The 23039-nt window shown below is 40.8% G+C and carries 18 protein-coding genes; 6 read left to right on the forward strand and 12 right to left on the reverse strand.

Translation table 11 applies throughout. The annotated features are described in order from the left end of the window. Nucleotides 1-77: 77 nt before the first annotated feature. The 6 genes from A7968_RS01260 to A7968_RS01285 form a co-directional block, all read right to left on the reverse strand. The gene (locus A7968_RS01260; protein ID WP_084447959.1) at nt 78-770 is read right to left on the reverse strand and encodes a M15 family metallopeptidase; all 693 of its coding nucleotides are present in this window, start codon (nt 768-770) and stop codon (nt 78-80) included. Between the two features lie 270 nt (nt 771-1040). Beyond that, complete coding sequence (locus tag A7968_RS01265; protein ID WP_064664766.1) at nt 1041-2096, reverse strand: hemin-degrading factor; 1056 nt, start codon at nt 2094-2096, stop codon at nt 1041-1043. Between the two features lie 38 nt (nt 2097-2134). Continuing rightward, nucleotides 2135-4234: a TonB-dependent receptor domain-containing protein gene (locus A7968_RS01270; protein WP_064664767.1), complete on the reverse strand. Its 2100-nt coding sequence runs from the start codon at nt 4232-4234 to the stop codon at nt 2135-2137. Nucleotides 4235-4353: 119 nt separating this feature from the next. Continuing rightward, nucleotides 4354-4764 (reverse strand): biopolymer transporter ExbD, encoded by a 411-nt coding sequence (locus A7968_RS01275; RefSeq protein WP_064665345.1) that lies wholly within the window; start codon nt 4762-4764, stop codon nt 4354-4356. Continuing rightward, complete coding sequence (locus tag A7968_RS01280; RefSeq protein WP_064665344.1) at nt 4757-5302, reverse strand: MotA/TolQ/ExbB proton channel family protein; 546 nt, start codon at nt 5300-5302, stop codon at nt 4757-4759. The genes A7968_RS01275 and A7968_RS01280 overlap by 8 nt, the downstream gene beginning before the upstream one ends. Before the next feature lie 23 nt (nt 5303-5325). After that, nucleotides 5326-6021 carry an energy transducer TonB gene (locus A7968_RS01285; RefSeq protein ID WP_167542945.1) on the reverse strand — a complete coding sequence of 232 codons (696 nt, stop codon included), beginning with the start codon at nt 6019-6021 and terminating at the stop codon, nt 5326-5328. Between the two features lie 106 nt (nt 6022-6127). Between A7968_RS01285 and A7968_RS01290 the strand changes: the two genes are divergently transcribed. Genes A7968_RS01290 through A7968_RS01300 form a run of 3 tightly spaced genes read left to right on the forward strand, consistent with a single transcriptional unit; the run spans nt 6128 to nt 8910 of the window. Next, on the forward strand, nt 6128-7054 hold the full coding sequence (locus A7968_RS01290) for a heme/hemin ABC transporter substrate-binding protein (RefSeq protein WP_064664769.1): 927 nt from the start codon (nt 6128-6130) through the stop codon (nt 7052-7054). Nucleotides 7055-7056: 2 nt separating this feature from the next. Continuing rightward, the gene (locus A7968_RS01295) at nt 7057-8109 is read left to right on the forward strand and encodes a FecCD family ABC transporter permease (RefSeq protein ID WP_064664770.1); all 1053 of its coding nucleotides are present in this window, start codon (nt 7057-7059) and stop codon (nt 8107-8109) included. Between the two features lie 3 nt (nt 8110-8112). Then, nucleotides 8113-8910: a heme ABC transporter ATP-binding protein gene (locus A7968_RS01300; RefSeq protein ID WP_064664771.1), complete on the forward strand. Its 798-nt coding sequence runs from the start codon at nt 8113-8115 to the stop codon at nt 8908-8910. A gap of 5 nt (nt 8911-8915) precedes the next feature. On the opposite strand, the gene A7968_RS01305 is transcribed toward A7968_RS01300, so the two are convergent. After that, nucleotides 8916-10541 carry a sensor domain-containing diguanylate cyclase gene (locus A7968_RS01305; RefSeq protein ID WP_064664772.1) on the reverse strand — a complete coding sequence of 542 codons (1626 nt, stop codon included), beginning with the start codon at nt 10539-10541 and terminating at the stop codon, nt 8916-8918. A 177-nt stretch (nt 10542-10718) separates the two neighbouring features. On the opposite strand from A7968_RS01305, the gene A7968_RS01310 reads away from it, so the two are divergent. Together A7968_RS01310 and A7968_RS01315 are read left to right on the forward strand one after the other, a co-directional pair. Continuing rightward, the gene (locus A7968_RS01310; RefSeq protein ID WP_064664773.1) at nt 10719-11909 is read left to right on the forward strand and encodes an acyltransferase family protein; all 1191 of its coding nucleotides are present in this window, start codon (nt 10719-10721) and stop codon (nt 11907-11909) included. Continuing rightward, nucleotides 11909-12412: an NlpC/P60 family protein gene (locus tag A7968_RS01315; protein ID WP_208855825.1), complete on the forward strand. Its 504-nt coding sequence runs from the start codon at nt 11909-11911 to the stop codon at nt 12410-12412. Before A7968_RS01310 ends, A7968_RS01315 begins: the two co-directional genes overlap by 1 nt. A gap of 192 nt (nt 12413-12604) precedes the next feature. On the opposite strand, the gene A7968_RS01320 is transcribed toward A7968_RS01315, so the two are convergent. From A7968_RS01320 to A7968_RS01330, 3 genes are all read right to left on the reverse strand, one after another. Next, nucleotides 12605-14488 (reverse strand): C39 family peptidase, encoded by a 1884-nt coding sequence (locus A7968_RS01320; RefSeq protein WP_064664774.1) that lies wholly within the window; start codon nt 14486-14488, stop codon nt 12605-12607. Nucleotides 14489-14764: 276 nt separating this feature from the next. After that, nucleotides 14765-15979, reverse strand: a complete 1215-nt coding sequence (locus A7968_RS01325) for an MFS transporter (RefSeq protein ID WP_064664775.1) — start codon at nt 15977-15979, stop codon at nt 14765-14767. Between the two features lie 80 nt (nt 15980-16059). Beyond that, a complete protein-coding gene (locus tag A7968_RS01330; RefSeq protein ID WP_064664776.1) occupies nt 16060-18504 on the reverse strand; it encodes a TonB-dependent receptor in 2445 nt (814 codons plus the stop codon). A gap of 147 nt (nt 18505-18651) precedes the next feature. Here A7968_RS01330 and A7968_RS01335 point away from each other — a divergent pair, with 147 nt between their 5' ends. After that, nucleotides 18652-19557, forward strand: coding sequence for a LysR family transcriptional regulator (locus A7968_RS01335; RefSeq protein ID WP_167542946.1), 906 nt, complete (start codon nt 18652-18654; stop codon nt 19555-19557). 13 nt (nt 19558-19570) lie between these two features. Here A7968_RS01335 and A7968_RS01340 read toward each other — a convergent pair whose 3' ends face one another. Next, nucleotides 19571-19891 (reverse strand): hypothetical protein, encoded by a 321-nt coding sequence (locus tag A7968_RS01340; RefSeq protein ID WP_064664778.1) that lies wholly within the window; start codon nt 19889-19891, stop codon nt 19571-19573. A 21-nt stretch (nt 19892-19912) separates the two neighbouring features. After that, entirely contained in the window at nt 19913-22777 is a 2865-nt protein-coding gene (locus A7968_RS01345; protein WP_064664779.1) for an FAD-binding and (Fe-S)-binding domain-containing protein, read from the reverse strand. Between the last annotated feature and the right edge of the window lie 262 nt (nt 22778-23039).

Below are 23039 nucleotides of genomic sequence, written 5' to 3' on the forward strand. Positions count from 1 at the left end.
AACAATTAAGGCGCGAAACTAATTTCGCGCCTATTATACCTAGCACAGCTTGATCCTTCCTACTCACTAACTTCGCATCATTTCACCACAAAATTAAAGTAAGTATCAGGGTATGCTTGCGGTTTATAGGTAAAGTGCCACCACTCCATAGAGTAAGGCGAAAACCCTGCAGCCATCATAATATTTTTAAGTTTATAACGATTCGCTTTTTGCTCTTCGGTAATACGTGGGTCGTCAGTATTTGAAATAGTATCGAACATGTCAAATAACGAGCCCATATTTAGCGCTTGTCCTTGTGGATCGGTTAATGTTAAGTCAATGGTTGAACCACGACTATGACCAGACTTGGCAGCAATATAACCGCCTAGCAACTGATCTTTTCCTAGATTAGGATAATAAGCCGCTTTGGTTTTGGTGTCGTTTTCATCATTCACCCAACGGACAAAGTGATCTACCGCACGTTGCGGACGATAGCAATCGTAAATCTTAAAATTGTAGCCAGCCTGCTGCGCTTGCTTATGTGCCTGCTGCAAAGCTTTTGCAGCGGTTTTGTGTAAAAAGCATTTAGCTGCTTCATAACCATCAACAGGTACACCAACAAAGTTGTTATTACCAAAATAGCGGATATCAAATAAGGCGGTCGGCATTAAGGTTGCTACATCAACGAATTCATCGCGTTTATTATCGTGTACACTTGCGTAAGCTGTCGGACTTAATAAACCAATGGTTGCAAGCAATGAAACAGACTTAAAACATAATTTAAAAAACATAGTGCTGGCTTTCAGGTTACTTAATTTGATCTTTAATATTGCATATCTGAGGAAAGTTTCCAATTAAATCAGCACTACTTACTAGGGGCGATTAACTCTTTGTTGCCTACATGGATGTCTTTAAGGGCGTGAGCAGGACGCGGAAACTTTGCTCAATTTTTACTTTGCCCACTAAGTTACAAATCTCGCGCCGCGATTAAATCGCTCCTAGTTTGAACAAATTTTAATCCTGAAAAGTCAACACACCCAAGCTAATTACACTTTTTAGATTTAGGCAACAACCTCTTCACACCGTAAACTATTACACAGTGCAAGCCAATCTGCTGACTGCTCGTTGCCTTCACTTCTGCGGCCAAACAACGTCATTATGGTACTTCCCTGCGCATCAAAAAATTCAATTGAATGCACCTCAGTAGCCCCGTTATCTGTTGGCTTTTTAACCACAAATGCTCGACTAAATTGATTCACTAAAATATGCAAGTTAAAGCCGTTGTCCAATATGTTGAACCACTGCCCCACTTGTTTTAAATTATCTAATCGTCCCGTATAAATTTGTACAGCAGCGTGGTTATTTACAAAAATCATGATCTCGCTTTGCTGCTGTTTAACCGTTTCAAATACACTGGTTAAACACATTGGCGAGACTTCTTGTGCCCATTGCTCACCCGCAACCTCAAGCCCTTGAGTGCGACTAAGTGCAAATTGCGTTAACAATGCAGGAAAGTGATGCACATCTTGCAAGTTTTGCCAGCCTTGGCGAAAACCTTGAATATCAATATCATTTATAGGCTTATCTTCATTTAGTATCGCCTCTGGTGCTAATACGGTTAATTCAGCACTTTGCTCTTGTGCCTTATATTGGTTGACTAACTGCTGATACGCCTCAATATCTGAATGTTCAGTAGTAAACACTTTATGAACCGCAACACCGTATTTATCAAAGAACTGAATACTGCTGTATTTGGGGTGGGTTTGAACAGCAAAAACACTGTGCCACTTTGATAAAAACAACCGTAAATCAATACCTGTGGGATTGATAGAGATGGCCGTTTTTACCCCATTGCGCTCATGGCAATATATTTTTTCGTAACAGCCAGAAATCTCACTCACTACTTGAGCATTGCGAGTCAAAGCCATTACATGTTGCAGCTTTTTCAAGCCTTTTAAGATGCCTTCTAATTGTGTTACATCAAGTTGAGTCACCCCCTCCCCGACTTGCGCGGCAATTAATTGCGCTTCTGTTGTTTGTAGCTTTACAGCCGCATCAACAGCGCGAATCGTCGCTTGCTCTGCTTGGAGTTGGCGGTATTCATTAAGTAAACTCATAAGTACTCCTCGCTGTGAGCAAGCTCACAGCAATTTGGTTAAAATTTAAAACTCACTTGTGTTTTGATATTACGACCTACGCCGTAATCACCAATAGCGCCACCCGTTCCAGCCATAACCTGATACTCTTGATCAAAAAGATTATCGACTGCTAACCGAGCGTTCCATTGCTCATTGATATCCCAGCTCGCATTAATACCAAATAATGTGTAACTATCATGCTTAGTCGGTTGATAGGTCGCTGTTGTACTGTCATAAGCAAGTACATCACGCGATGCTTTATTTTGAATGCTAATACCAGTGCGAAGTGTGCTATCAAAGAAATTTAATCCAGCAGTTATTGCTGCACTGTCTGCAGGTAAATACCATAAAGGTTGGCCATCTTGATCATCACCAGAGACTTCGCTGTAAGAAAAATTTAGATAACCAATTACATGTGCATAATTAACCTCAAGTTCAAAACCATCTCGGTCATTACTACCGCTGTTATGATAGCGAGGAGAAGGCGCGGGGTTTGTAACTGAGTTGGTATTAGACTGGATCTCCTCATCAACTTGAGTATCGAAATAAATAACTCGCCCTGTTAATGAATCATTACCCGAAAACACGTTACGCGTTTGATAGCTCATGCCTATCTCTTTATTTCGGCTGCTCTCAATATCTAAGGCTAAATTAGGGTTTCGGTTGCCGTATTGATCATATATTTCATCTAACAATGGGGCTCTAAAGCCTTCTTGATAGCTGGCAAAAATAGTCAGTTGGGGCAGTAGTTGATAACTTGCTGTGATAGCAGGAACTAGATGGGAATGCTCAACATCAGTATCTTGATCAGCAAACTGCGCGGCAAACATATCTGTTGCTTTACTTTTATATTCCTCATAGCGAACTCCACCTGTTAAGGTGATATCTTGCCAGTTAAATTCATCTTGAATATAGATACCTAAACGCTTTTGTTCACCACCGGGTTGGGAGGTCATTTCAGTTGTTTGTAGCTGCGTGGCGTACGCTAAACACTGATAAGTTTGCGAGTCTAAATTAACGCACGGGTAGCTAAGCTTTTCACCAACACGTTCTTTATTTGAATACTGCACACCGTAAGTAAGTGCATGCATACCTAATGCACTGGTGTTCATGATATCTAGCGTGTTTATGTTGTATTCGTAATGAGACTCTACACCAATATAATCCTCAAGCATGCCTTTACCATCGGTTTCAGTAACATGACTTTGGGTGTTACCAAAGCGCACGGCTAAATCAATATAAGGATTATTAACTGGGTTGAATTCATAGTTAAGATTAGTTACCGACTGTTTAACAGTGCGATAAACCGTGCCCCATGCACCAGGATCGGTGGTATTAAACTCAGTTCTTTGCGCATCTTCAGTTTGCGAGTAAGAAAGCCCTACTAATGAGCTTTCGGTTAGGTAGTACTCCCCCTTGAGAAGTACAGATTCAGCCTCAATAGCAGAGTTATCAAGTGTTTCACCATTAGACAACTCGAAGTCATCACTTTGACGCTTTACATACGCGGCTAAAATATCGAGTGATTCTGTAGGGCGAGCATACGCGTATATCGAGCCATTATTTTCATTATTATTACCATGATGGCCCAACTTAATTTTTGCTCCCGCCGTTTGGTCTGGGGCTAAAAAGTCACTGGCATCCTTTAGCTCCATTTCCACCACGCCACCTAATGCACCACCGCCATGCAATACTGTGCTAGGCCCTCGTTTAATACTGACCGTGCGATATAATTCGGCATCGCTAAAGAAACTACCCATACGATACTTTTCAAAAGTCTGAATAGCGCCGTCAATGCTGACTAAAACATCTTCAGCATCATTAAAACCTCGAACACTGAATTTTTGCCCGCCCGAACGGGGTCCGCCAGTCGAGGTTACATTGGGTACTGCTAATAGACTGTCGAAAATGGTAGTTGCTAATATATTTTCAATGCTTTCAGAGGAGATCACATTGACCGCTTGTGAAGAATCAAGGACTGTTTTTTCAGTGCGGGTGGCAGTGACAGTGACAGCATCTAAGGTTGTTGTAAGCTGAGGTTGTTCTGACGAATTTGTTTGTGCCATTACAGGCAGTGAAACACTGGCAATACATAAAGCCAGTTTTGAAAGGCGCATGTTGTCGCTCCATTAAAGGTTATTATAGGATTGCGAATTGATTTAGCCCCTGATCACCAATCGCATAGTAAACGCATCTGCACTATAGCAAAATAAACACTAAATGATAATTGTTTTTATTATCTTTTAATTAATATGTTAGCAATTTTATGATCCTCTTTTGACAATGCTGCTAGCAAGTTGACTAAATCACCACTGGGTACCTGCTGATCAATCGCTAAATACACGCCTTGTTTATTAGTATTTACTCGTAAAGCATCCATCACCTCATTTAAAGAAGAGTAAGGAACTTTACCAAGCGCATAATTAAGCTTTTGATTAGTAAAATTGACACTAAGCACGAGTGCGTTTTGCTGCTCTATGGGGGCTTGATTGTCGTTACCAACCTCAGGAAGGGTCACATCAAGCATCTCTAATTTAACTGCCGCAGTTAATAGTAAAAAAACTAACAATATAAAAAGCACATCAATCAGCGCAGTTAAATCCGGCATTAAACCGCTATTAGTGGTTTTTTCTGGAAGCTCAAGCATGAGCAACTTCATCAAAACGTAGCTGATAGTTTAAGTGGTTAATTGTACGAGTCAGATCAGTGTGTAAGCGATCTAACAGTGCGTTGAAAATACCACTTAATAATAAACACGGAATTGCAATAATAAGCCCTGCCATGGTGGAGTACATTGCTTCCCATAAACCATCGGCAAGTAACGCTGGGGTGATTGCTTGCTGGGTTTGCGCTATTTTCTTAAACATTAAGATCAACCCCCACACAGTCCCAAGTAAGCCCATTAACGGGCTTAAAGCCCCCATTAGAGATAATATATTCAAACGCTTACGCCAGTTACTTAAGCAGTCTTGTAAGTACAGCTGGCACCATTGCTGGCGTTGTTCAGGCTGAATTTTCTGTTTAAGTAACTGGTTAAACTCGCTGTTTGGCTGTTTAATTTTTTGCATTGTTAACCAGCTTTGCAAAAACGCAAAACCACGTTCTAACACAATTGCTAAAGCAAATACCGATACCATGAACAATGGCCAAGCCATTAATCCCACAGCTAAAAATAGTTCTTGCATAATCACTTCTCTCATTAGCTGCGTTATGAACGCAGGGAAAACTCTATCGGCACACTAAAGCGGGCTTTAATACTGCGGTTATCACGCATTACGGGGTGGAATTGCCATTGCGAAACATTATTTATTGCCGCTTTATCAAGCTCTGTAAAACCACTACTTTGCACGAGCGTTAACTGGCTGATTGTGCCATCTTCGGCTAACTCAATTTGTAAAATGGCTACTCCCTGATAACCACGACGCTTGGCCTTCAGTGGATAATTTAAAGCAGGTCTAGGTGCTTTAAATATAGGTAATGTTTTAATGTCTATTACTTGGTTTTTTAATGAATGCTGCTCGGCAATTACAGGAGCTGTTGATTCAGGCTGAGCCTCACTGGCAAGGAGTTGCTGCTTCACAACCTCAGTAATTGGTTGCGATTTTTTAGGTGGTGCAGTTTTAGTTTTTGCAGACTTTTTAGGTTTGATCGTATTAGACGCAGCGATTTTAGTTACTTTAGGTTGCTTTAAAGCTGACTGCTCTGCCACACGTTTAACATCAGAATGAAACACAGTGCTTGGTATAGATGTCTGTTTTGCAGCCACGGCTGGCTGAGTGTCTTGCTTTATTTGCGGTTTAACAGGTTGAGACTTTATTATATTTACAGCAATACGCTTGGCAGGTTGTGCTTGATTAAATTGCACCACAAATGGAGCGCTTGGCTGATAGTACAACCAACCCAAATGACACCCGATAGAAGCAAAAAGGAAAATAATAAATTTCATAACTTTTAAATGCAAATGCAAACTGTTACTATTTGCGTTAAATAATATCAACATTGGAATCATTATGAAACCCCTACTCTCATCTTTATTTTTAATTGCCTTTGCACTACACAACCAATTTGCTTTTGCTGAGCAAACAGCTAATCCACAGCGTATTGTTGTATCTGGTGGCTCTATCACAGAAATTATTTATGCACTAGATGAGCAGCAACGTGTGATCGGGGTCGACAGCACTAGCGTGTTTCCTGTTCAAGCGAAAGCTAAACCGCAAATAGGCTATGTAAGAAGAATAAGTGCTGAAGGCGTGCTCTCGCTGAATCCAGACCTCGTAATAGGTGAAGCTGACACAGGCCCTAAAAAGGTGGTAGAGCAGCTTAAGCAAACCGGTATTAACTTGGTTATTTTGAATGAAAACGATAATTTAGCGGGAATAGAAAACAAAATAAAAAACATAGCTGAGTTGTTAGGGGTTGCTGATAAAGGCGATAAGCTTGCGCAATCATTACAGCTAGACCGCACTGCACTTAGTTATTTGTTAAAACAAACAACCACTAAGCCTAGAGTGTTATTTGTACTGAGTGTTCGTAATAGTCAGCCTATTGTTGCCGGAGCCGGCACCTCAGCTGATGAGCTTATTCGCGCAGCGGGAGGGGACAATATAGCAGCTGGTATGATCACCAATTGGAAAAGCCTTTCTAGCGAAGCGACGTTAGCGCTCAACCCTGATGTGATCATTACTATGGGTCGCCATGGCGATGATCCGCAGCTGGAATTAGCAAAGCTTGCCCACTTTAAATTTTCAAACGCAGTAAAAAATGGTCAAGTACATAGTTTTGATGGTAGTTATTTACTTGGCATGGGTCCGCGCGCACCACAAGCGGTTGTTGAGCTAGCTCATACACTGCATCCACAGGCGCAATTACCTCAAGGTTATCACTATCGCTTTGCCTCAAGCGCCAATGATGCCGTAGCCCAACTAAGTGAGCACTGATCATGCTTGCTCTTGGCAGTACCTTAGTATCCCAAAGCCAACACCGGCGCTTAGCAATCCCCGCGTTATTTTTAGCCTGTATCATGGTGTTTTTCATCGGGTTAAGTAAGGGCGGCGTGATCATCAGTATGAGTGAAATAATCGCTATTATTAATCACACCGCTGATGATCAACTTAAACACGCTATTATTTGGCAAATACGGTTGCCCCGTTTAGTGCTGGCCATGGTCGTTGGGGCTGGGTTGGCCGCCTGCGGCGCAGCTATGCAAGCTATTTTCAGAAACCCATTAGCAGATCCTGGTTTAATTGGGGTCTCAAGTGGTGCGGCATTAGGCGCAGTGGCAACCATTGTGTTAGGAACCAGTTTATTCGCTAATTTTAGCGATAGTTTAGGGATTTATGCGGTACCGGTGGGCGCATTTTTAGGTTGTATCGGTGTGTGTGTATTTATTTATCGACTAAGTGCCCACAGTGGGCAATTTACAATTATTAGCCTACTTCTCGCCGGTATTGCTGTAAATGCGATTGTGGGCTCATTAATTGGCGTGCTTACGCTTATCAGTAACGATCAACAATTACGTGATTTAACCTTTTGGAGCATGGGTTCGCTTGCCGGTAATCACTTCACGATGATGCTGCCTACACTGACGCTGATCGTGATCAGCTGTATTGGCTTATTGCGCTTAGCGAAACCACTTAATTTATATTTACTTGGCGAAGCACAAGCTAAGCATTTAGGCATAGATGTGACTAAGCTAAAAAAACACGTGTTTATCTATACCGCTTTATGTACTGGCGCGGCAGTTGCAATCACAGGGATTATTGGGTTTGTAGGCTTTATTGTGCCACATATTGTGCGTTTAGTATTAGGCCCTGACCACCGTTATTTAATGCCAACAAGCATGTTAGGAGGCGCGTTATTACTTAGCTTAGCTGATTTATTTGCGCGTACCGTTATGCTGCCTGCAGAGCTACCTATTGGGCTGATAACCAGTGCGATTGGTGGGCCTTTCTTTTTAATCATGCTATTAAAAACTTACCAAAGACGAGGATAAAAAATGCTTTCAGGTCATAACTTAACCGCTAAAGTGGGCAAAAAATTACTCCTTGATGACGTTAATTTTACGGTAAACCCATATGAAGTTGTGGTGATCATTGGTCCTAACGGCGCAGGTAAGTCATCGCTATTAAAAGCTCTGTGTGGTGATATTCCTTTAACTACCGGCTCGGTGAGCATCAACCAGCAAAATTTAACCGATTATAGCCTTAGCGAGCTGGCAACACTTAGAGCCGTCCTCACTCAAAGCTATGAGTTAGACTTTCCATTTACTGTAAACGAAGTCGTAGACATGGCCCATGTTGCACATCAACAGCAGTTCAGTTCCCTTGCTTTAAAACGATTTTCTAGTAATGCGATGCAAGCTTTAGGCGTGTCTCATTTAGCTCAACAATGCTTTACCCGTCTTTCTGGCGGGGAAAAGCAGCGAGCACAACTTGCTCGTGTTTTGTGTCAATTGCAACCGAGCTTAGCGAATAAAAAAAACGCCTATTTGTTAATTGATGAACCAACCTCTAGTTTAGATCTCTACCATCAATATGAGGTAATGACGCAAGCAAAAGCAATCGCTCAGCAAGGTGCAGGGGTGGTTGCCGTGGTTCATGATTTATCATTGGCAGCAAGCTTTGCTGATCGTTTATACATGCTAGATAAAGGGCGCGTTGTGGCCTGTGGCTCGCCAAAGCAAGTGTTAACGCAAGCTAGGTTAAAAAAAGTCTATAACATTGATGCTACGCTGCAAATTGATACTGATAATGCCCTGCCGCATATCTTAATTCGTAAAAATAATGTGGCTTGAATCTATTACTCTGCCGCTGATAACTCAACATATTGATACTGTGAGTCGAGGATACAGCGGTTGCGGCCAGTGCGTTTTGCTTTATAAAGCGATTGGTCGGCAAGTTTCATTACGTCTTCGATACTCAGTTGTGCAAGTGGCCATCCTGCGATGCCTATCGATACATTAATAGTACCGACAGGAGTAATCAATGTTTCAGAGATACGCATACGTAAGCGCTCAGCCAATACAAAGGCTGTGCTTGCATTCAAGTTAGGTAAAATAACAATAAACTCTTCACCACCAGTACGAGCAACAAAATCAGTTGTTCTAGTCACGTCCATAATAATACTCGCTAATGACTGCAAAACCATATCACCAATATCGTGACCAAACTCGTCATTAACTCGCTTAAAAAAATCAATATCCAGCGCCAAGACAGAGAACGGTGTTTGGCTATCGGTTAGTTGCGCTAAGATGGCATCTAAACTGCGTCGGTTATGAAGGCCAGTAAGTGGATCTGTTTGCGCCTCTTGGCGTAATAAGCCAATTTGATTTTGCATAATACTTACCCCTTTGAGCATGGCTTTACGCAGTTCAGCGCTTTCAAAATACCATGATTGCACTTGTTTTAACTGTTGTGATGTAGATGGTTTATCTATTGTTTTTGCAGCTTCCGCTAACTGCCTTAATGGCTTTGAAATTAACCGAGCTAACACCCAAATAAACACAAAGGTTGCCAATCCTACCGGCAGAGTTCGATATAAAACATTCATCATTAAATCGTCTAATGGCGCAAATGTAGCGTCTAATGGACGCTGAGTAACAATCCCCCAAGGGGCACTTTTTAACGGCGCATAACCTGCCAGCATAACGATGTTTTGGCTATTTTTCACCTCGCTAGTGCCACTTTCCCCTTTTAGCACTGCTTCTATTACTGGATTGTTGAAAACCTGCTCGCCGACTCGGGAAACATCTGGGTGATAAAGCAAGCGTCTATTTTTATCAACAACATAGATATATGAACCATCTTTGTGAAAATGTACTTGCAACAAGTCATGTAAAATCCCTTTTTTCTTTAAATATAATGTTCCACCTATATAGCCAAGGTATTCATTTTGAAGATTAAATATAGGATGCGAAATAAATATTATTAGGTTGCCGGTGACAGAAATATAAGGCTCACTGATCATTGGTTTTTTATACGTCAACGCTTGTTTTGCACCATCACTTTCTAATACTTGGCCTTTCAGCTGTAAACTCAGTGGTGAAAGCCCTAATACCACGCCATTTTTATCGACGATCACCGTTGAGTTAAAACTATCTGTTTGTAGCCTAAGTCGTTGCGCTTCTTGCACAAGGGTATCTTCATTATCAAATTGGCTGGCGAGAATTTTTGCGGAATAAGCGAGTTGCTGCTGAGCAGCAAATAAAAACCGATCAGTGGCAGAAACAAGTTTTGCGGCATACGCACTATGATTTTTTAAAGTTTGCTGCTGCAGTTGCTGTTTTTGCACTTGGTAACTAGAATAAAAGCCATTTAGGAAAGTGATCACTGTCACTGAAATAGCCAAAAACAGAATTAGCTTTTTTAGATCAAGGTTGATATTAATAAGGCTGCGCAAAATAGTTACTCTCTGTGCTGGCCTCATATTTCCTTGGCGATTATCTTAAAAATTCATACTAACAGGCTACTTTCACTATCGCTATGTCAATACGTTGTTAACTTGATCTAACGCACGCTATTAACTAAAAGCGATTAATTCACTGCTTGCCTTTGCAGAATAATTTATTACAATAAATTAGATTTAAATAAAATAAAAATAATTATGCTGCCCGATCACTGTCAAAAAATATTACAGCAATTACCAAGTCATCGCCTACTCGCCCTAGACGTTCTAAGAGGGCTCACTATCACTGCGATGATTCTAGTCAATAACCCTGGAAGTTGGTCCTATCTATTCTGGCCACTTAAACATGCTGATTGGCATGGCCTTACACCCACCGATTTAATTTTTCCATTTTTTATTTTTATTGTCGGGATGTCAATCACGCTTTCTGTAAATGCTATGCAGGCTAAAGGGGTTAGTAAACAGCAGATACTTAAATCAGGTGCATTACGCACCGTAAAGTTGATTGCATTAGGCTGGTTTTTAGCACTATTTTATTACAACTTTCGCGATACTAACTTTAGTTGGCTAGAGCAGCGTTTATTTAGTATCAGGGTGATGGGTGTGCTGCAGCGAATTGGCCTTGTCTACATCATTGCGTTAGCCTGTTATCTGTATTTAAAGCCTAAACACATAGCACTTACTTTGGCAGCATTATTAATAGGCTATGGCGCATTAATGCAATATATGCCCTATACATTGCTTAACGGCGAAACTACCAGTGGTCAGTGGCTATATGGTAATAACCTAAGCGCATGGCTTGATAATTTACTACTTGGCGCCCAGCATGTTTATTATGGTAATGCAGAACCTCTTCCGTTTGACCCTGAAGGCCTACTATCTACCTTACCAGCCATAGCAACTGCATTATCAGGGGTATTATGTAGCTGTTATTTAAGTACTGAAAAGAACCTACATAGTCAAATTAAAACGCTGCTATGGGTCGCCACTGCAAGTATTATTTGCGGGTACTCACTTTCACAAGTAATACCGATAAATAAAGCCTTATGGACACCAAGCTATGTAATGATCAGTTCAGGACTGGCATTACTAAGTTATGCATTTTGCAGTTATATTCTTGATATACGCCGCGCTCGCTTATGGTGCGCACCTTTTTTAGTGTTTGGTGCTAATGCGATTTTATTTTTTATGTTTGCTGGGGTAGTTGCCCGTATTTTAATTATGATCCCTGTTGGAGAAACGAGCTTAAAAGGGGTTATTTTTAGCAAAGCCCTGCAACCACTATTAGGAAATTACATGGGCTCATTTGCTTTCTCAGTATTATTTTTATTACTCTCTTATGCAGTGATGTATGCTTGCTATAAACGGCGTATTTTTTGGAAAGTCTAATGAAAAAGTTTTTTGTAATAATGCTATTCACTGCAGCTAACTATAGCTATGCAACCAACACAATTATTGATACTGCGCTAGCATGGCAAAATAAAGGCTACCGTGTTGGTAAAGCCGAGCAGTGTATGAATTGGACTCGGGAAGTCCTCGTTAGCGCCTGTGGTGAGCACTTTAAAACCTTACAAACCAAAGCTCCCTGGGATGCTCACTTATTAGAGGAAGAAGATGAGCTGGCCGTGATCCATGCAGACTCTCTAGCTGGTGATGAGTTAGGTAAGAAAATTACGCAATTAAGTGATGTGCAACAAGGGGATTTGCTATTTTTTAAAAATACCTATGGTGACTGGGCTGAAGGTGTTATTACTCATGTAGGTATTGCACTTGATAACACCCGCTATATTCATCGAATGACGTCAAATAAAGGGATTGTTAAAGTTGAAGCCATTCCAGATAAAGAATTTGCTAATGCTCTAAGGCTAGATAAAAAGCTTTGTAAACCTTGATTAACAAAACTTAGCTTTTGGCAATTTAAAGCTTTTGACTTTGATAGTTGGCTAAATCTATTTTCAGCTCGAAAACTGAATCTGGGTATTATTGGGTTGCATCAATAAAAGACCAGAAACCTTAAATTCCACTGCCTAAAAATGGCAGTACGTGGGCAAGAGACGCCCACGTACTTTAGCTCTAAAAGTTCGTTACTCAAAAATATGCACCCATAAATCGTCACCAGTGCCGTTATCATTTATCGCATATTCAAACGCAGCTTTAGGGTAGCGCAGGCCTTTACCTGACACATCACTGTTATAGCTGCCCCACTTTTGTAAATTCCACTGACCAAATGGGTCGTTTACAGTGTAATGCGTTCCATCGAACCCTGTAACAACCATTATATGTCCAGGATTAGTAAACCACCCGTGTACTATCGCTACTTTCCCTGCATTCACTGCATTACGAAGCTCAGTAATAGTGCCATTCGTTTTACTGTCTGCTCGCTTACTACTGCCAACACGACGTGCCATTTCATTGTAGCCCCACTCCAATGCGGGAACTGTTTGCAATACCCCGCCTAACTCTTCGTAAAGGTAATCAGGAGTACGGCCATTAACAGTAGGATCAGTGAAGCCTGCCATATCGGTTACCATCGCTAAAGATGTCACTGAACATGTGCCGTATGGGTCATAGTAGTTATTAAGCTGTTTATAGTAGGGCACTGCTGTTTGTGGCGGCGTCGGTGAATCATCGTTTGGTGTGTCAGCCATCCATGGTAATAAAGTATTATTACCACTGCTTCCCTGAACGTTTGAATCATACACCGTACGTTGCCAATTAACTTGTTGCCAATCATTCCATACTGCTTGCGGTACAGAGCCTCCCGGCACACGCCAAATTGACGCATTTGGCCCAGCAGCATTAATAAAGTTATTAATTTGACTGGCGGTGATCACATCATATTCTGTTGATACGATATGCCAAATAGGTTTGTTAGCACCTAAAATACGATACTCATTATTACCTGCTTCAATCCAACGTTTTGGGTCAGCCATATACGATGCGCCCCACACTTCTACATACGTTTGAGGCATATGAAAATCAACGTATTGGTCGATAATACCCACACTCATACCCTGTGCAATTGGATTGCTCCATGTTGTAGCTCCCAGTTTAAAGCTAGCATCAGCAAAGCTTGAGTTAATAGCATCGTTGCGGGCGGTAGTGAATGCTTGAAACAAACTATGCAGCTCGCTGGTTTTATTATTGAACTCCACTTCCACATCACTCACAAACCCGACATAACCATATTGTGCTGCGTAAAAAAGCGCATCAGCTTGTGCGGTATAACTACCTGGGTAATTATACGACCAAGCCCACGGCTCAATACCTCGAGATTTATACGTATTTGTGGTAACTGTAGAGCAGGCATCAGCAAACAAACTACAGTTTTGCGTGTCATCTGCTATTTTAATGTAAACACGTTTAACCCCCATGGCAGCAAGCTCATTCGCTAATTGTGTATGCGTTTTATTTAGTCCAGACTCGTCAATATACCAAAGCCAGACACCTAAGCGGTTTTCAACAGGTTGAGAGCCACTGTTATCTTCCGCTAATTTATTTTTCACACTAAGATAAAACCCTGCACTCCAGCGGTTTGTATAGCAGGCCAAGCCACCATTGAGTTCATTACAGGCATCAACTTCTTCACTATTAAAATTGCCGTAAACATTATTGGGTTCACCACTGAGTGCTTCAAAACAATGCCCGCCATATGAGCTGGAACGCACTGAACCGATTGGACAATCAGCACTTCCACGAATATTACTGGCGAATGATTGTGACCAGCGCAAAACATTAATGGTATTACCTTCAACAGGATATTGATAGGTATTACTACAGGCACTGCCACCACCAAATTGCTGGCATTTATTGACCATAGCCTTGGTAAAAGGGCCAAACACATCATTATCAATACGGCAAAAATCAAGATTTTCGTCATAGCTTGCGCCATCAGGGCATAAAGCGAGCGCATTACCAGCCATTAATAGCAAGGCACCCATTGTCAGCTTTGTTAGTTTATTGTTCATTAATTTTCCTATTAGTTCATGAAGTTTAAATCAATCCATGTTTACTACTTTCCGAACCCTACAATGAAACATTAAATTAACATTTGCATGTTAATAACTATCGCTCAAACCTATATTGGAGATATAAAAAATGCGGTTATGGGGGAACATAACCGCATTACTGTAAAACGCTTTAGCAACATTAAAGCGTTTTAAATATAACGAACTTAGGATTTATAAATAAATGACTACCTATCGTTTATACCGATAGGTAGTCGCTCTATACTTGAGTAGAAATTATTTGAATGACGACTTAAGAACATGGTTTTTTAATGCATGAGTTAACAACAAACCGCTTATAACTAATAATATGCAACTTATGTTGATAAGTATTTCATAGCCACTTAAATTAATTACTGTAGCCGCTAATAACGGACCGACAATTAACCCTATTTTGAATGCACTGACGCTCCAAGCGCTGTATTGCTTTGTATTATCTATCAAGCATAGAACTGCCATCATTAAAGGCACAATTAAGCTCCATAAAATTTGATACACTATGGTCGTGATTGCGAATAAGTACAACACCCATTGACTGGCTTTTATATAGTTCAGTGCCAATAAACAAATAACTTGCAAGCATATTATTAGCCAAACAGTCACACGTTGGCCAAGCCGCTTGTAAATTTTTAAGCACCACAATGAACCGACTATACTTAACGTGAAACCTATGGATAATATGCTACCTATTTGAAGAGTAGTTAACCCTAGTGATATACCTATTGGTTCAATATAAGCCCAGACACTGCCCTGAACTACGTAATATAAGACGATAGCCAAAACGATTTTTAGGAGTAACTGGCTATCTTTATAGTTATTTTTAAGCGTTCTATTTTGTTTGTAATTACGATCATAGCTTTTACTAAAACCATCAAAAAAAAAGCACACTATAAGTGTCAAGAGTATAAAAAAATTAAAAAAGATATAAATACTGGCTAAACCTAAATACTGGCTTATAGCAGCAATACAGCTAAAACCGATAGTACCGTAAACTATTTGACAACTGATTAGAGAAGAGAAAAGCTTTACTGCATTTTGTTGCTTCGCAATCGCTACCACAGCAATAGCGTAGATGATCCCCGTCTCTAAACCAGCTAAGAATCGAATAATAAATAGACTATATGAAGCCCAGTTCAGACTAACGGACAACATATTTATGCTATTAGTCATAAAGAGTAGCATCAACATCATGAATACTACTTTGTGAAAATTAATCAATCTAAGCCAAAGAAAACTGCTTGCACTGGTTATCAAAACCCCAAGCATTTCTAAACTTGTCATAATACTAATTTGCGAAGGATTAAGGTCACTATAATTCGTATAAGCACCGATCACACTCGGCATTAATAAGCTGCTACCAGCTCCAACAATAGCCGCAAAAAGTAACGGTAAGTAATTTAATAGATCAGAATTTATATAAAAGTGAGGTAAGTTATATCGATTAGTAATCATCTGCCTGTGTGTACACAATGTAGTTGCCCCTACATTGTGTACTAACCATTTGTAATTATTATAATAATTACTTTACCTTATTAATAATAACTATACGAGAAATTTAAACCTATCGTGCGAGGACGTTGGTTAATACTACGGTAACCCCAAGGGCCTGCAACACGTTGATATGATGTTTGCGTAAGATCATTAGCAATATTATCAACCCATAAGGTTGCATTCCAATTATCAACTCCATAGGTTACTGATGCATCAAAAGTAGTATATGCCTCAAAAATGAACGGGTCTTCACCACGCGTTTGACGACCACTTAATACTTCATCAGTATAACGAGCACGTAAATTAGCACCTAAATAACCGTTCCCCAGTTCGGTACTATAATCTAAACTTGCATTATGACGCCATTTTGGGGCGCCACCTAGCTTGTCACCTTCAAGCCAAGTGCTGCACTCTTGGCCAGGCATATCATCAGCACCTTCGTATAAACACACTGTTTTAGTTTCTGTAAACTCAGCTTCAGATGTTGCACTGCTTAATTTAAACGAAAACTCGTCAGTAATTGAATAACGTAACTGCATTTCAAAACCTTTAGATTCTGAATCAGGTCCATTTGTCGTTCCATTGAGGGGGAAAATTCCCGCTAGAGTTTGGTCATAATAAGTTTGGGTATTTTTCCATTCGATTTGGAAAATATTAGCCTGTAGATAAAGGTCTTTGTCGAGTACATAACCTTTATATCCAAGCTCATAATTAGTGGTTGTATCCGGCTCAAAACGCTGAGTTGACTCTTTAACTTTTAAATCGCCTTCATCACGAAAACCGTTAGTTCCGCCACGGCGATAGCCTTCAGATGCAGTAAAGTACATCAAATTATCGTCATTAATGTCATACGATGTATTAAATTTAAAGATACTTTCACCATTGCCTTTATCGGTTGATATATCTTCAGTAATACCAATAGCGCCGGTGTAATCACTGATATTTTTATAAGCTGTATCTTCCCAGTTGAATACACGTGCCCCGACTGTCACATCCCATGCATCGGTAATTTCGTAACTAAGCTCACCAAATAAAGCAAGTTCAGTGTAGCTTGATGATATATCTTCAAAATAACCAATATCAGCTTCTTTACGATCTGGATATAACAAATTAGCATCAAACCCGCCCCATGCATCGAACATCGCATTATCTAGGCCTCTAAAATGCTCCCAAAACTTTAAACTACTGTCGGTATCAGTGTAATAAACACCCACAATCCATGAGAACGGACCTGTGCTATTTGAAGTTAACCGTGTTTCGTGGCTAATACCTTCATTACTATTATCAAATGTCATATAAGCAGATTCACGAGTTTGGTCTGCCCCTAAACCATCAATCCAACCATAATAAATATAACCTTCACCGATATAATCGCCTTGACCTACACGCTCATCGGTATAATACGATGTACTGCTTGATAACTCAGCAAAGCCCAAAGACCAATCTAGATCAATTGATGACATGCTAAAACCGCGATCTGAGTACTCTTCGTGAACTGATTGCAGCGTATACTCATCAACTTGTAATGGTGCAGTAGCCGGTGTGTAAGCACAATTTTCGCTGCTAAGGCCTTGTGCTGCACAGGCTTCATCAACATCCCAAAGGCTCGCACCACGTGTACCGTGAGCAAGTTGGTCTTGTTCAATATGGGAAAAATTAATTTTAAAGTCATCGTTCGGCTGCCAAAGTAACTGAATACGCGCGGAGTCTGTTCGCTCCCAGTCATCATCTTGGTAAAGCTCTTGAGCGCGATCAGGGCTACCAAAACGGGTTTCGTCGTCTGTTAGCCATACCGCATTCATTTTACGGTCGGTAAAACCACGGTCGTCTAAGCGTGCAACATTAACTCGCATTGCAAACGTATCACTTACTGGCACATTTACTGTCATGTCAGTATCGTTACTTAAGCTACCTTCTTTAACTTGGTAAATACTGGTATTAAAATCAAATTGAAACTCACCTAACTGCGGCTTATTGGTAATATAACGAACTGTACCACCTAAGCTACCACCACCATATAAAGTACCTTGTGGGCCAAGTAACGTCTCTACACGGGCAACGTCTTTAATACGATAAGCAATATTAGGAAGCGGTGTATTATCGAGATAATAGGCAAGTGTTGAAGTCGTAAAACGTTCTAAATTGTTGGCGTTTACGTTTGCTACGTTAAGACCTCGAACGGTTACTGAATCAGAAAAACGAGAACTGTTCCCTGGTGAACTGATCACGGTACTGTCTTTAATCAATGATTTTATATCAGCAATATTCTTTCTCCGTAGCTCTTCTTCACCCATTGCTGTAATATTCATGGCTGTTTTAGTCGCAATTGTGCTGCGACCTGATGATGTCACCTCAATTACTTCGAGTTTTTGCTTATTGCTTTGCTGTGCCTCAACAACAGTATTTTCATCAGCTGCGATTACAAGATTACTTAATAAACTTGCACCAATGATTAGCGCTAAGCGATTCAATTTAAACTTTCTCATTTGTCACCCCAGTATTTTATTGTTTTAATTTATTTTTATTTTTAAAAATATGTGAGATAAATTATTCTCACATACTTTTATTGGCATAAGCATCTAAGATCGCGTATGTTGCGTAAAGTTAGAAACCATAGGTTGAGGCGATATAAAGTGCAATTATCCATAGAACAATTAGAAGCGTTTATTTGCGCTGTAGAGGAAGGCAGCTTTTCTGCGGCAGCCAGACGTTTAGGCAAAGCACAATCTTCAATCAGTGGATTAATCAGTAATTTTGAAATTGATGCCGGTTTTAGTGTTTTTGATCGAACAAGTCGCTCGCCAAAGTTAACTAAACAAGGCTTAGCAATTTATAATGACATTCGCACTGTCATGAATAGTCATAAAAACCTATCAACGCGCATTGCGCATATTGCCGATGATATTGAAACAGAACTTACCCTAGCCTATGACGAATTAGCATTACCCAAAGCTACAATTTTAAAAGTGCTTGAGCAGTTTTCGAATACATTTACTACAACTTCGCTGTTATTGATTGCGGCTCCTCACAAAGGCGCGTTCAAGCTAATAGAAAGTGGTCAAGCTGATATTGCAGTAGCACTGAGCCAAGACGATTACCCAGAAAAAGTGGCGTTTAGAGGTATCGGTCATGCGCACTATTATACTGTTGTGGCACCAAGTCATCCGTTATCACAGTTAGATACAGTATCAACGAATGATTTAGCACTATATCGTCATATTCGTATTACCGATCATAGCACTGGCTTTCGTCATTTTGATAGCGAGTTATCTACTCAATGCTGGTATGTGAATGACGCTTCAATGCTGATTGAAATGGTGGAAAGTAGCTTTGGTTGGGCGCAATTACCTGCAAGTGCGATTAAATCGGCGCTACGAGATGGAGATTTAGTAAAGCTTAATACGCAACATCAAACAGTTACCTTCCCACATTGTATTGATATGTTATGGCAACATCAAAGCAGTTCAGGCCCAGCATTGCAGTGGTTACTAAACGCACTTACACAAGCTGGCCAGTCAACAACGAAGCAGTTTTTATAATCCGCGTCTAAAATCAGCAATCGATTTTGCCACCATCAATTAACTCCTCTACTTTTAAAATTGTATAACGTAAGCCTTGTTTCTGTAACTGCTTAGCAAACACGTCAGCAGCAGGGTCAATAAAGTCTCGCTCACGCCCTTGTGCACCGCCACTGCTTAAATTGAGATCCTCAGGAAGTGTATGATCGGTTAAGATAACCACTTTGGCTTGTTTTACTTGCTCACTGAATTGAGTAAAACTGGGTAGTGGTTTTACAGTTTGCACATCATTAGTGTTACTGCAGGCACTCAATATCAGCATACTGGCGAGTATGCTTAAGTGTGTTTTCATCATAATTTTTCCTTGCTGATTTTATTATTGTTTTTGTGTGCTATTTTGGTCTAACAAATACAACACGGATTGATAATTAATGCCGCTGTGTTGGGTTAAGCCAATTTCACAACTGCGACTATTAGAAATCCCCGAGCTGCAATTGTTAGGCACTTGGCTGCGCAAGGTTTTTAACGCGTTAGCATTAAGCTCTGGTAAGTTAAAACCTTTATCACCGGCAAAACCACAGCATTCAATATCGGCTGGAATAATCACCTCACTGCAACACGCTTTTGCTACATCCACCAATTGTTGCTCGCTGCCACGGCGTTTACTGCTGCACGTGACATGCAGCATTACCGGCTCTGATTGTGCTGTGAGTGTTAATTTAGGCAATAAATACTGATACGCAAATTCGGCACTTTCCAGCACAGTTAGCCCGCGTTGTTGCGCCGCTGAGGTTGTGGTTAGCGCGCATGGGCTGGCGTCAAAAACAACCGGGTAACGGCCATTTTCAGATAACTGCTCTGCAATTGCGAGTAACTGATCCCCTTTACTGGTTGCTTGCTTTGGCAAACCTTTACTCGCAAATGGCATCCCACAACATAGCTCGCTGGCTTGCTCAGGTAGTAATAATTCAATTCCCGCTTTACTCGTTAAACTGTGCATGATTTGCATGATTGAACGTTTATCCGCCGCGCTTTCATCTGGGGCAAAAACGCGACTGGCACAGCTTGGTAAGTACACCACTTTATCTAGTTGCGGTAACTGCTGCTGTTTACGATTAATTGGCTGCTCTCCTCGCGGCCACGCGGAGTAATAAAGCGGCGTGCCAAGCAACTTATTAGCAGGTTTGCTTAAACTGCGCAGCATAGGCGCACCAATAATATTACGTATAACGGCCAAACTGGTTAAGCCAAACCGCGCAGAACTTGCCAGTGCTGCAAAATGCTTTACCGCAAAGTTAGCCGCATAATGAGCGCTTTTATTATTAACTAATTGCTTTTGCCTTAACGACTTAATAAATTCGCCAGTGTTGATCCCGACAGGGCATTTCATACCGCATAAGCCCGTTGCTGCACAGCTATCGATGCCTAAATACTGAAAGTCATTTTCAATACTTTTTAATTGCCGATTAAGTTGCTGTTTAACACTTAGCTCGTCAGTTATAGCTAATGTATTAACTAGCTCAGTGCGACGTCGCCACAAAGTTATCCGCTGGCGTGGAGTGAGCGTAAGCCCTTTTGAGGGGCAAACAGTTTCGCAAAAACCACACTCTATACATTTGTCGATGGTGTCGTCGCTGCTGGGCATGGATTTAAGATTTTGAATATGGCAATTTTCATCTGCGTTGATGATCACCCCTGGATTTAAGATATTATCTTTGTCAAACAGTTGTTTAATACGCTGCATCACAGCAAAACCATCAGCCCCCCACTCAGTTGCAACAAATGGCGCCATATTACGCCCTGTGCCATGCTCGGCTTTTAATGAACCATTCAGCTCTACCGCTACCAGCTGCGAAACATCTTGCATAAATTGCTCATAACGCGCTACTTGCTCAGGAGTATCAAAGGCTTGAGTAAACACAAAATGTAAATTACCCGCTAGGGCATGACCAAAAATAATCGCTTCATCGTAGCTGTATTTATCAAATAACTGGTGCAGTGCCTGCACGCCTTGGGCTAGAACGTCCAGCTCAAACGCTACATCTTCGATGATCACGGTAGTACCATTTTCACGCACAGCTCCTACCGCAGGAAAGGTGCCTTTACGAATATTCCACAATAGCGCGTTGCGTTTTACATCCGTTGAAAACGCCATTGTTGCTAATTGATGGCTACTAAATTTAGCCACCAATGTATCAACTTGTTGTTGTAAACCTGCGAGCTTAACTGCATCTTCTGCGCGAACTTCAATCAGTAGCGCCGCGCTATCCTCAGGGTAACTGTGTACGTCTTTGGGCATGATGTCATGATGGGCTACCGATATCAGTGAACGCTTATCTAGTAACTCAACTGCGGCGACCTCCAAGTTTGCCAATTGTTTTACTAGTTCACACACTTGGCTTATATCGTCAAAAATAATAAACGCAGTGCTTTTATGGGCATGCTCAACCACCGTATGATAGGTAATATCGGCGATGAATCCGAGTGTACCTTCCGAGCCAATCATTAAATGTTTAATAATTTCAATTGGGTCTGTGTAATCGAGTAACGCATTTAAGCCATAACCGGTAGTATTTTTTAACCGGTATTTATGCGCAATACGCTGCGCTAACTGAGTATTACTAGCAACTTGTTGGGCAAGTTCAGTTAGGTCTTTAATAAATAACGAATGAGTTTGTAAAAATTCAGCACAACTTTGCTCTGAGCGGGTATCTAGTACTGAGCCGTCAGCGAAGATTAAGGTCATGTCCTTTACAGTGTGATAACTGTTTTGTGCTACCCCACAACACATACCGGATGAGTTGTTTGCCGCCATACCGGCAATTTTGCAACTATTGATTGAGGCTGGATCGGGGCCAATTTTACGACCAAAAGGCGCCAGTAACTGATTAACACGGGCACCAATAATAGCAGGCTCTAAGCGAATACTGTGGCCTTGGTTTTCAATTTCATAGCCTGACCATGAATCAGCAAGTAATACTAACACTGAGTCAGTAATCGCTTGCCCAGATAAGCTAGTGCCAGCCGCGCGAAAAGTGATCGCTACTTTATACGTAGCAGCAGCACTAATAACTTGTTGTGCTTGTTGCTGATCAGCGACCAGTACTATTAACTGGGGCACTAAACGGTAAAAACTGGCATCGGTGCCAAACGCATAGCGCCTAGCGTAATCTTCAATAAACGCTGAGGCAGGCAGCTTATCACTCAGTTGTTGTTGAAAAAGTGTCAGTGCTGTTGCCATTATTTTGCCCCTTGGTGATGTCGTTAACTTGATTGGCGACCTACCAATCTTTATGGAATATATTATTACTTGAAACAAAGGTGAATTACTATCAATAAAAACCTATATCATATTAATTTTTTTCATCTAAATAGCTATTAAGACTTAATATTTACGTAGTATTAAGGCAACCACGTGATTAATCGGTGGTTTTTGCAGTTCAGAAAAAAAACCGTTAATGTGATAGAAATATGTTGTATTTTAGTCCAAAATGGCATTAACA

The organism is Pseudoalteromonas prydzensis (assembly GCF_001661495.1).
GTDB classification, from domain to species: Bacteria; Pseudomonadota; Gammaproteobacteria; order Enterobacterales; family Alteromonadaceae; genus Pseudoalteromonas; species Pseudoalteromonas prydzensis.

Excerpts from the sequence above, each read along its gene's own strand:
- A7968_RS01265 (WP_064664766.1), bottom strand. The coding sequence starts at position 2,096 with ATGAGTTTACTTAATGAATACCGCCAACTCCAAGCAGAGCAAGCGACG.
- A7968_RS01305 (WP_064664772.1), bottom strand. The coding sequence starts at position 10,541 with ATGAGGCCAGCACAGAGAGTAACTATTTTGCGCAGCCTTATTAATATC.
- A7968_RS01345 (WP_064664779.1), bottom strand. The coding sequence starts at position 22,777 with ATGGCAACAGCACTGACACTTTTTCAACAACAACTGAGTGATAAGCTG.
- A7968_RS01280 (WP_064665344.1), bottom strand. The coding sequence starts at position 5,302 with ATGCAAGAACTATTTTTAGCTGTGGGATTAATGGCTTGGCCATTGTTC.
- A7968_RS01315 (WP_208855825.1), top strand. The coding sequence starts at position 11,909 with ATGAAAAAGTTTTTTGTAATAATGCTATTCACTGCAGCTAACTATAGC.
- A7968_RS01340 (WP_064664778.1), bottom strand. The coding sequence starts at position 19,891 with ATGATGAAAACACACTTAAGCATACTCGCCAGTATGCTGATATTGAGT.
- A7968_RS01325 (WP_064664775.1), bottom strand. The coding sequence starts at position 15,979 with ATGATTACTAATCGATATAACTTACCTCACTTTTATATAAATTCTGAT.
- A7968_RS01270 (WP_064664767.1), bottom strand. The coding sequence starts at position 4,234 with ATGCGCCTTTCAAAACTGGCTTTATGTATTGCCAGTGTTTCACTGCCT.
- A7968_RS01320 (WP_064664774.1), bottom strand. The coding sequence starts at position 14,488 with ATGAACAATAAACTAACAAAGCTGACAATGGGTGCCTTGCTATTAATG.
- A7968_RS01275 (WP_064665345.1), bottom strand. The coding sequence starts at position 4,764 with ATGCTTGAGCTTCCAGAAAAAACCACTAATAGCGGTTTAATGCCGGAT.
- A7968_RS01310 (WP_064664773.1), top strand. The coding sequence starts at position 10,719 with ATGCTGCCCGATCACTGTCAAAAAATATTACAGCAATTACCAAGTCAT.
- A7968_RS01300 (WP_064664771.1), top strand. The coding sequence starts at position 8,113 with ATGCTTTCAGGTCATAACTTAACCGCTAAAGTGGGCAAAAAATTACTC.
- A7968_RS01260 (WP_084447959.1), bottom strand. The coding sequence starts at position 770 with ATGTTTTTTAAATTATGTTTTAAGTCTGTTTCATTGCTTGCAACCATT.
- A7968_RS01330 (WP_064664776.1), bottom strand. The coding sequence starts at position 18,504 with ATGAGAAAGTTTAAATTGAATCGCTTAGCGCTAATCATTGGTGCAAGT.
- A7968_RS01295 (WP_064664770.1), top strand. The coding sequence starts at position 7,057 with ATGCTTGCTCTTGGCAGTACCTTAGTATCCCAAAGCCAACACCGGCGC.
- A7968_RS01290 (WP_064664769.1), top strand. The coding sequence starts at position 6,128 with ATGAAACCCCTACTCTCATCTTTATTTTTAATTGCCTTTGCACTACAC.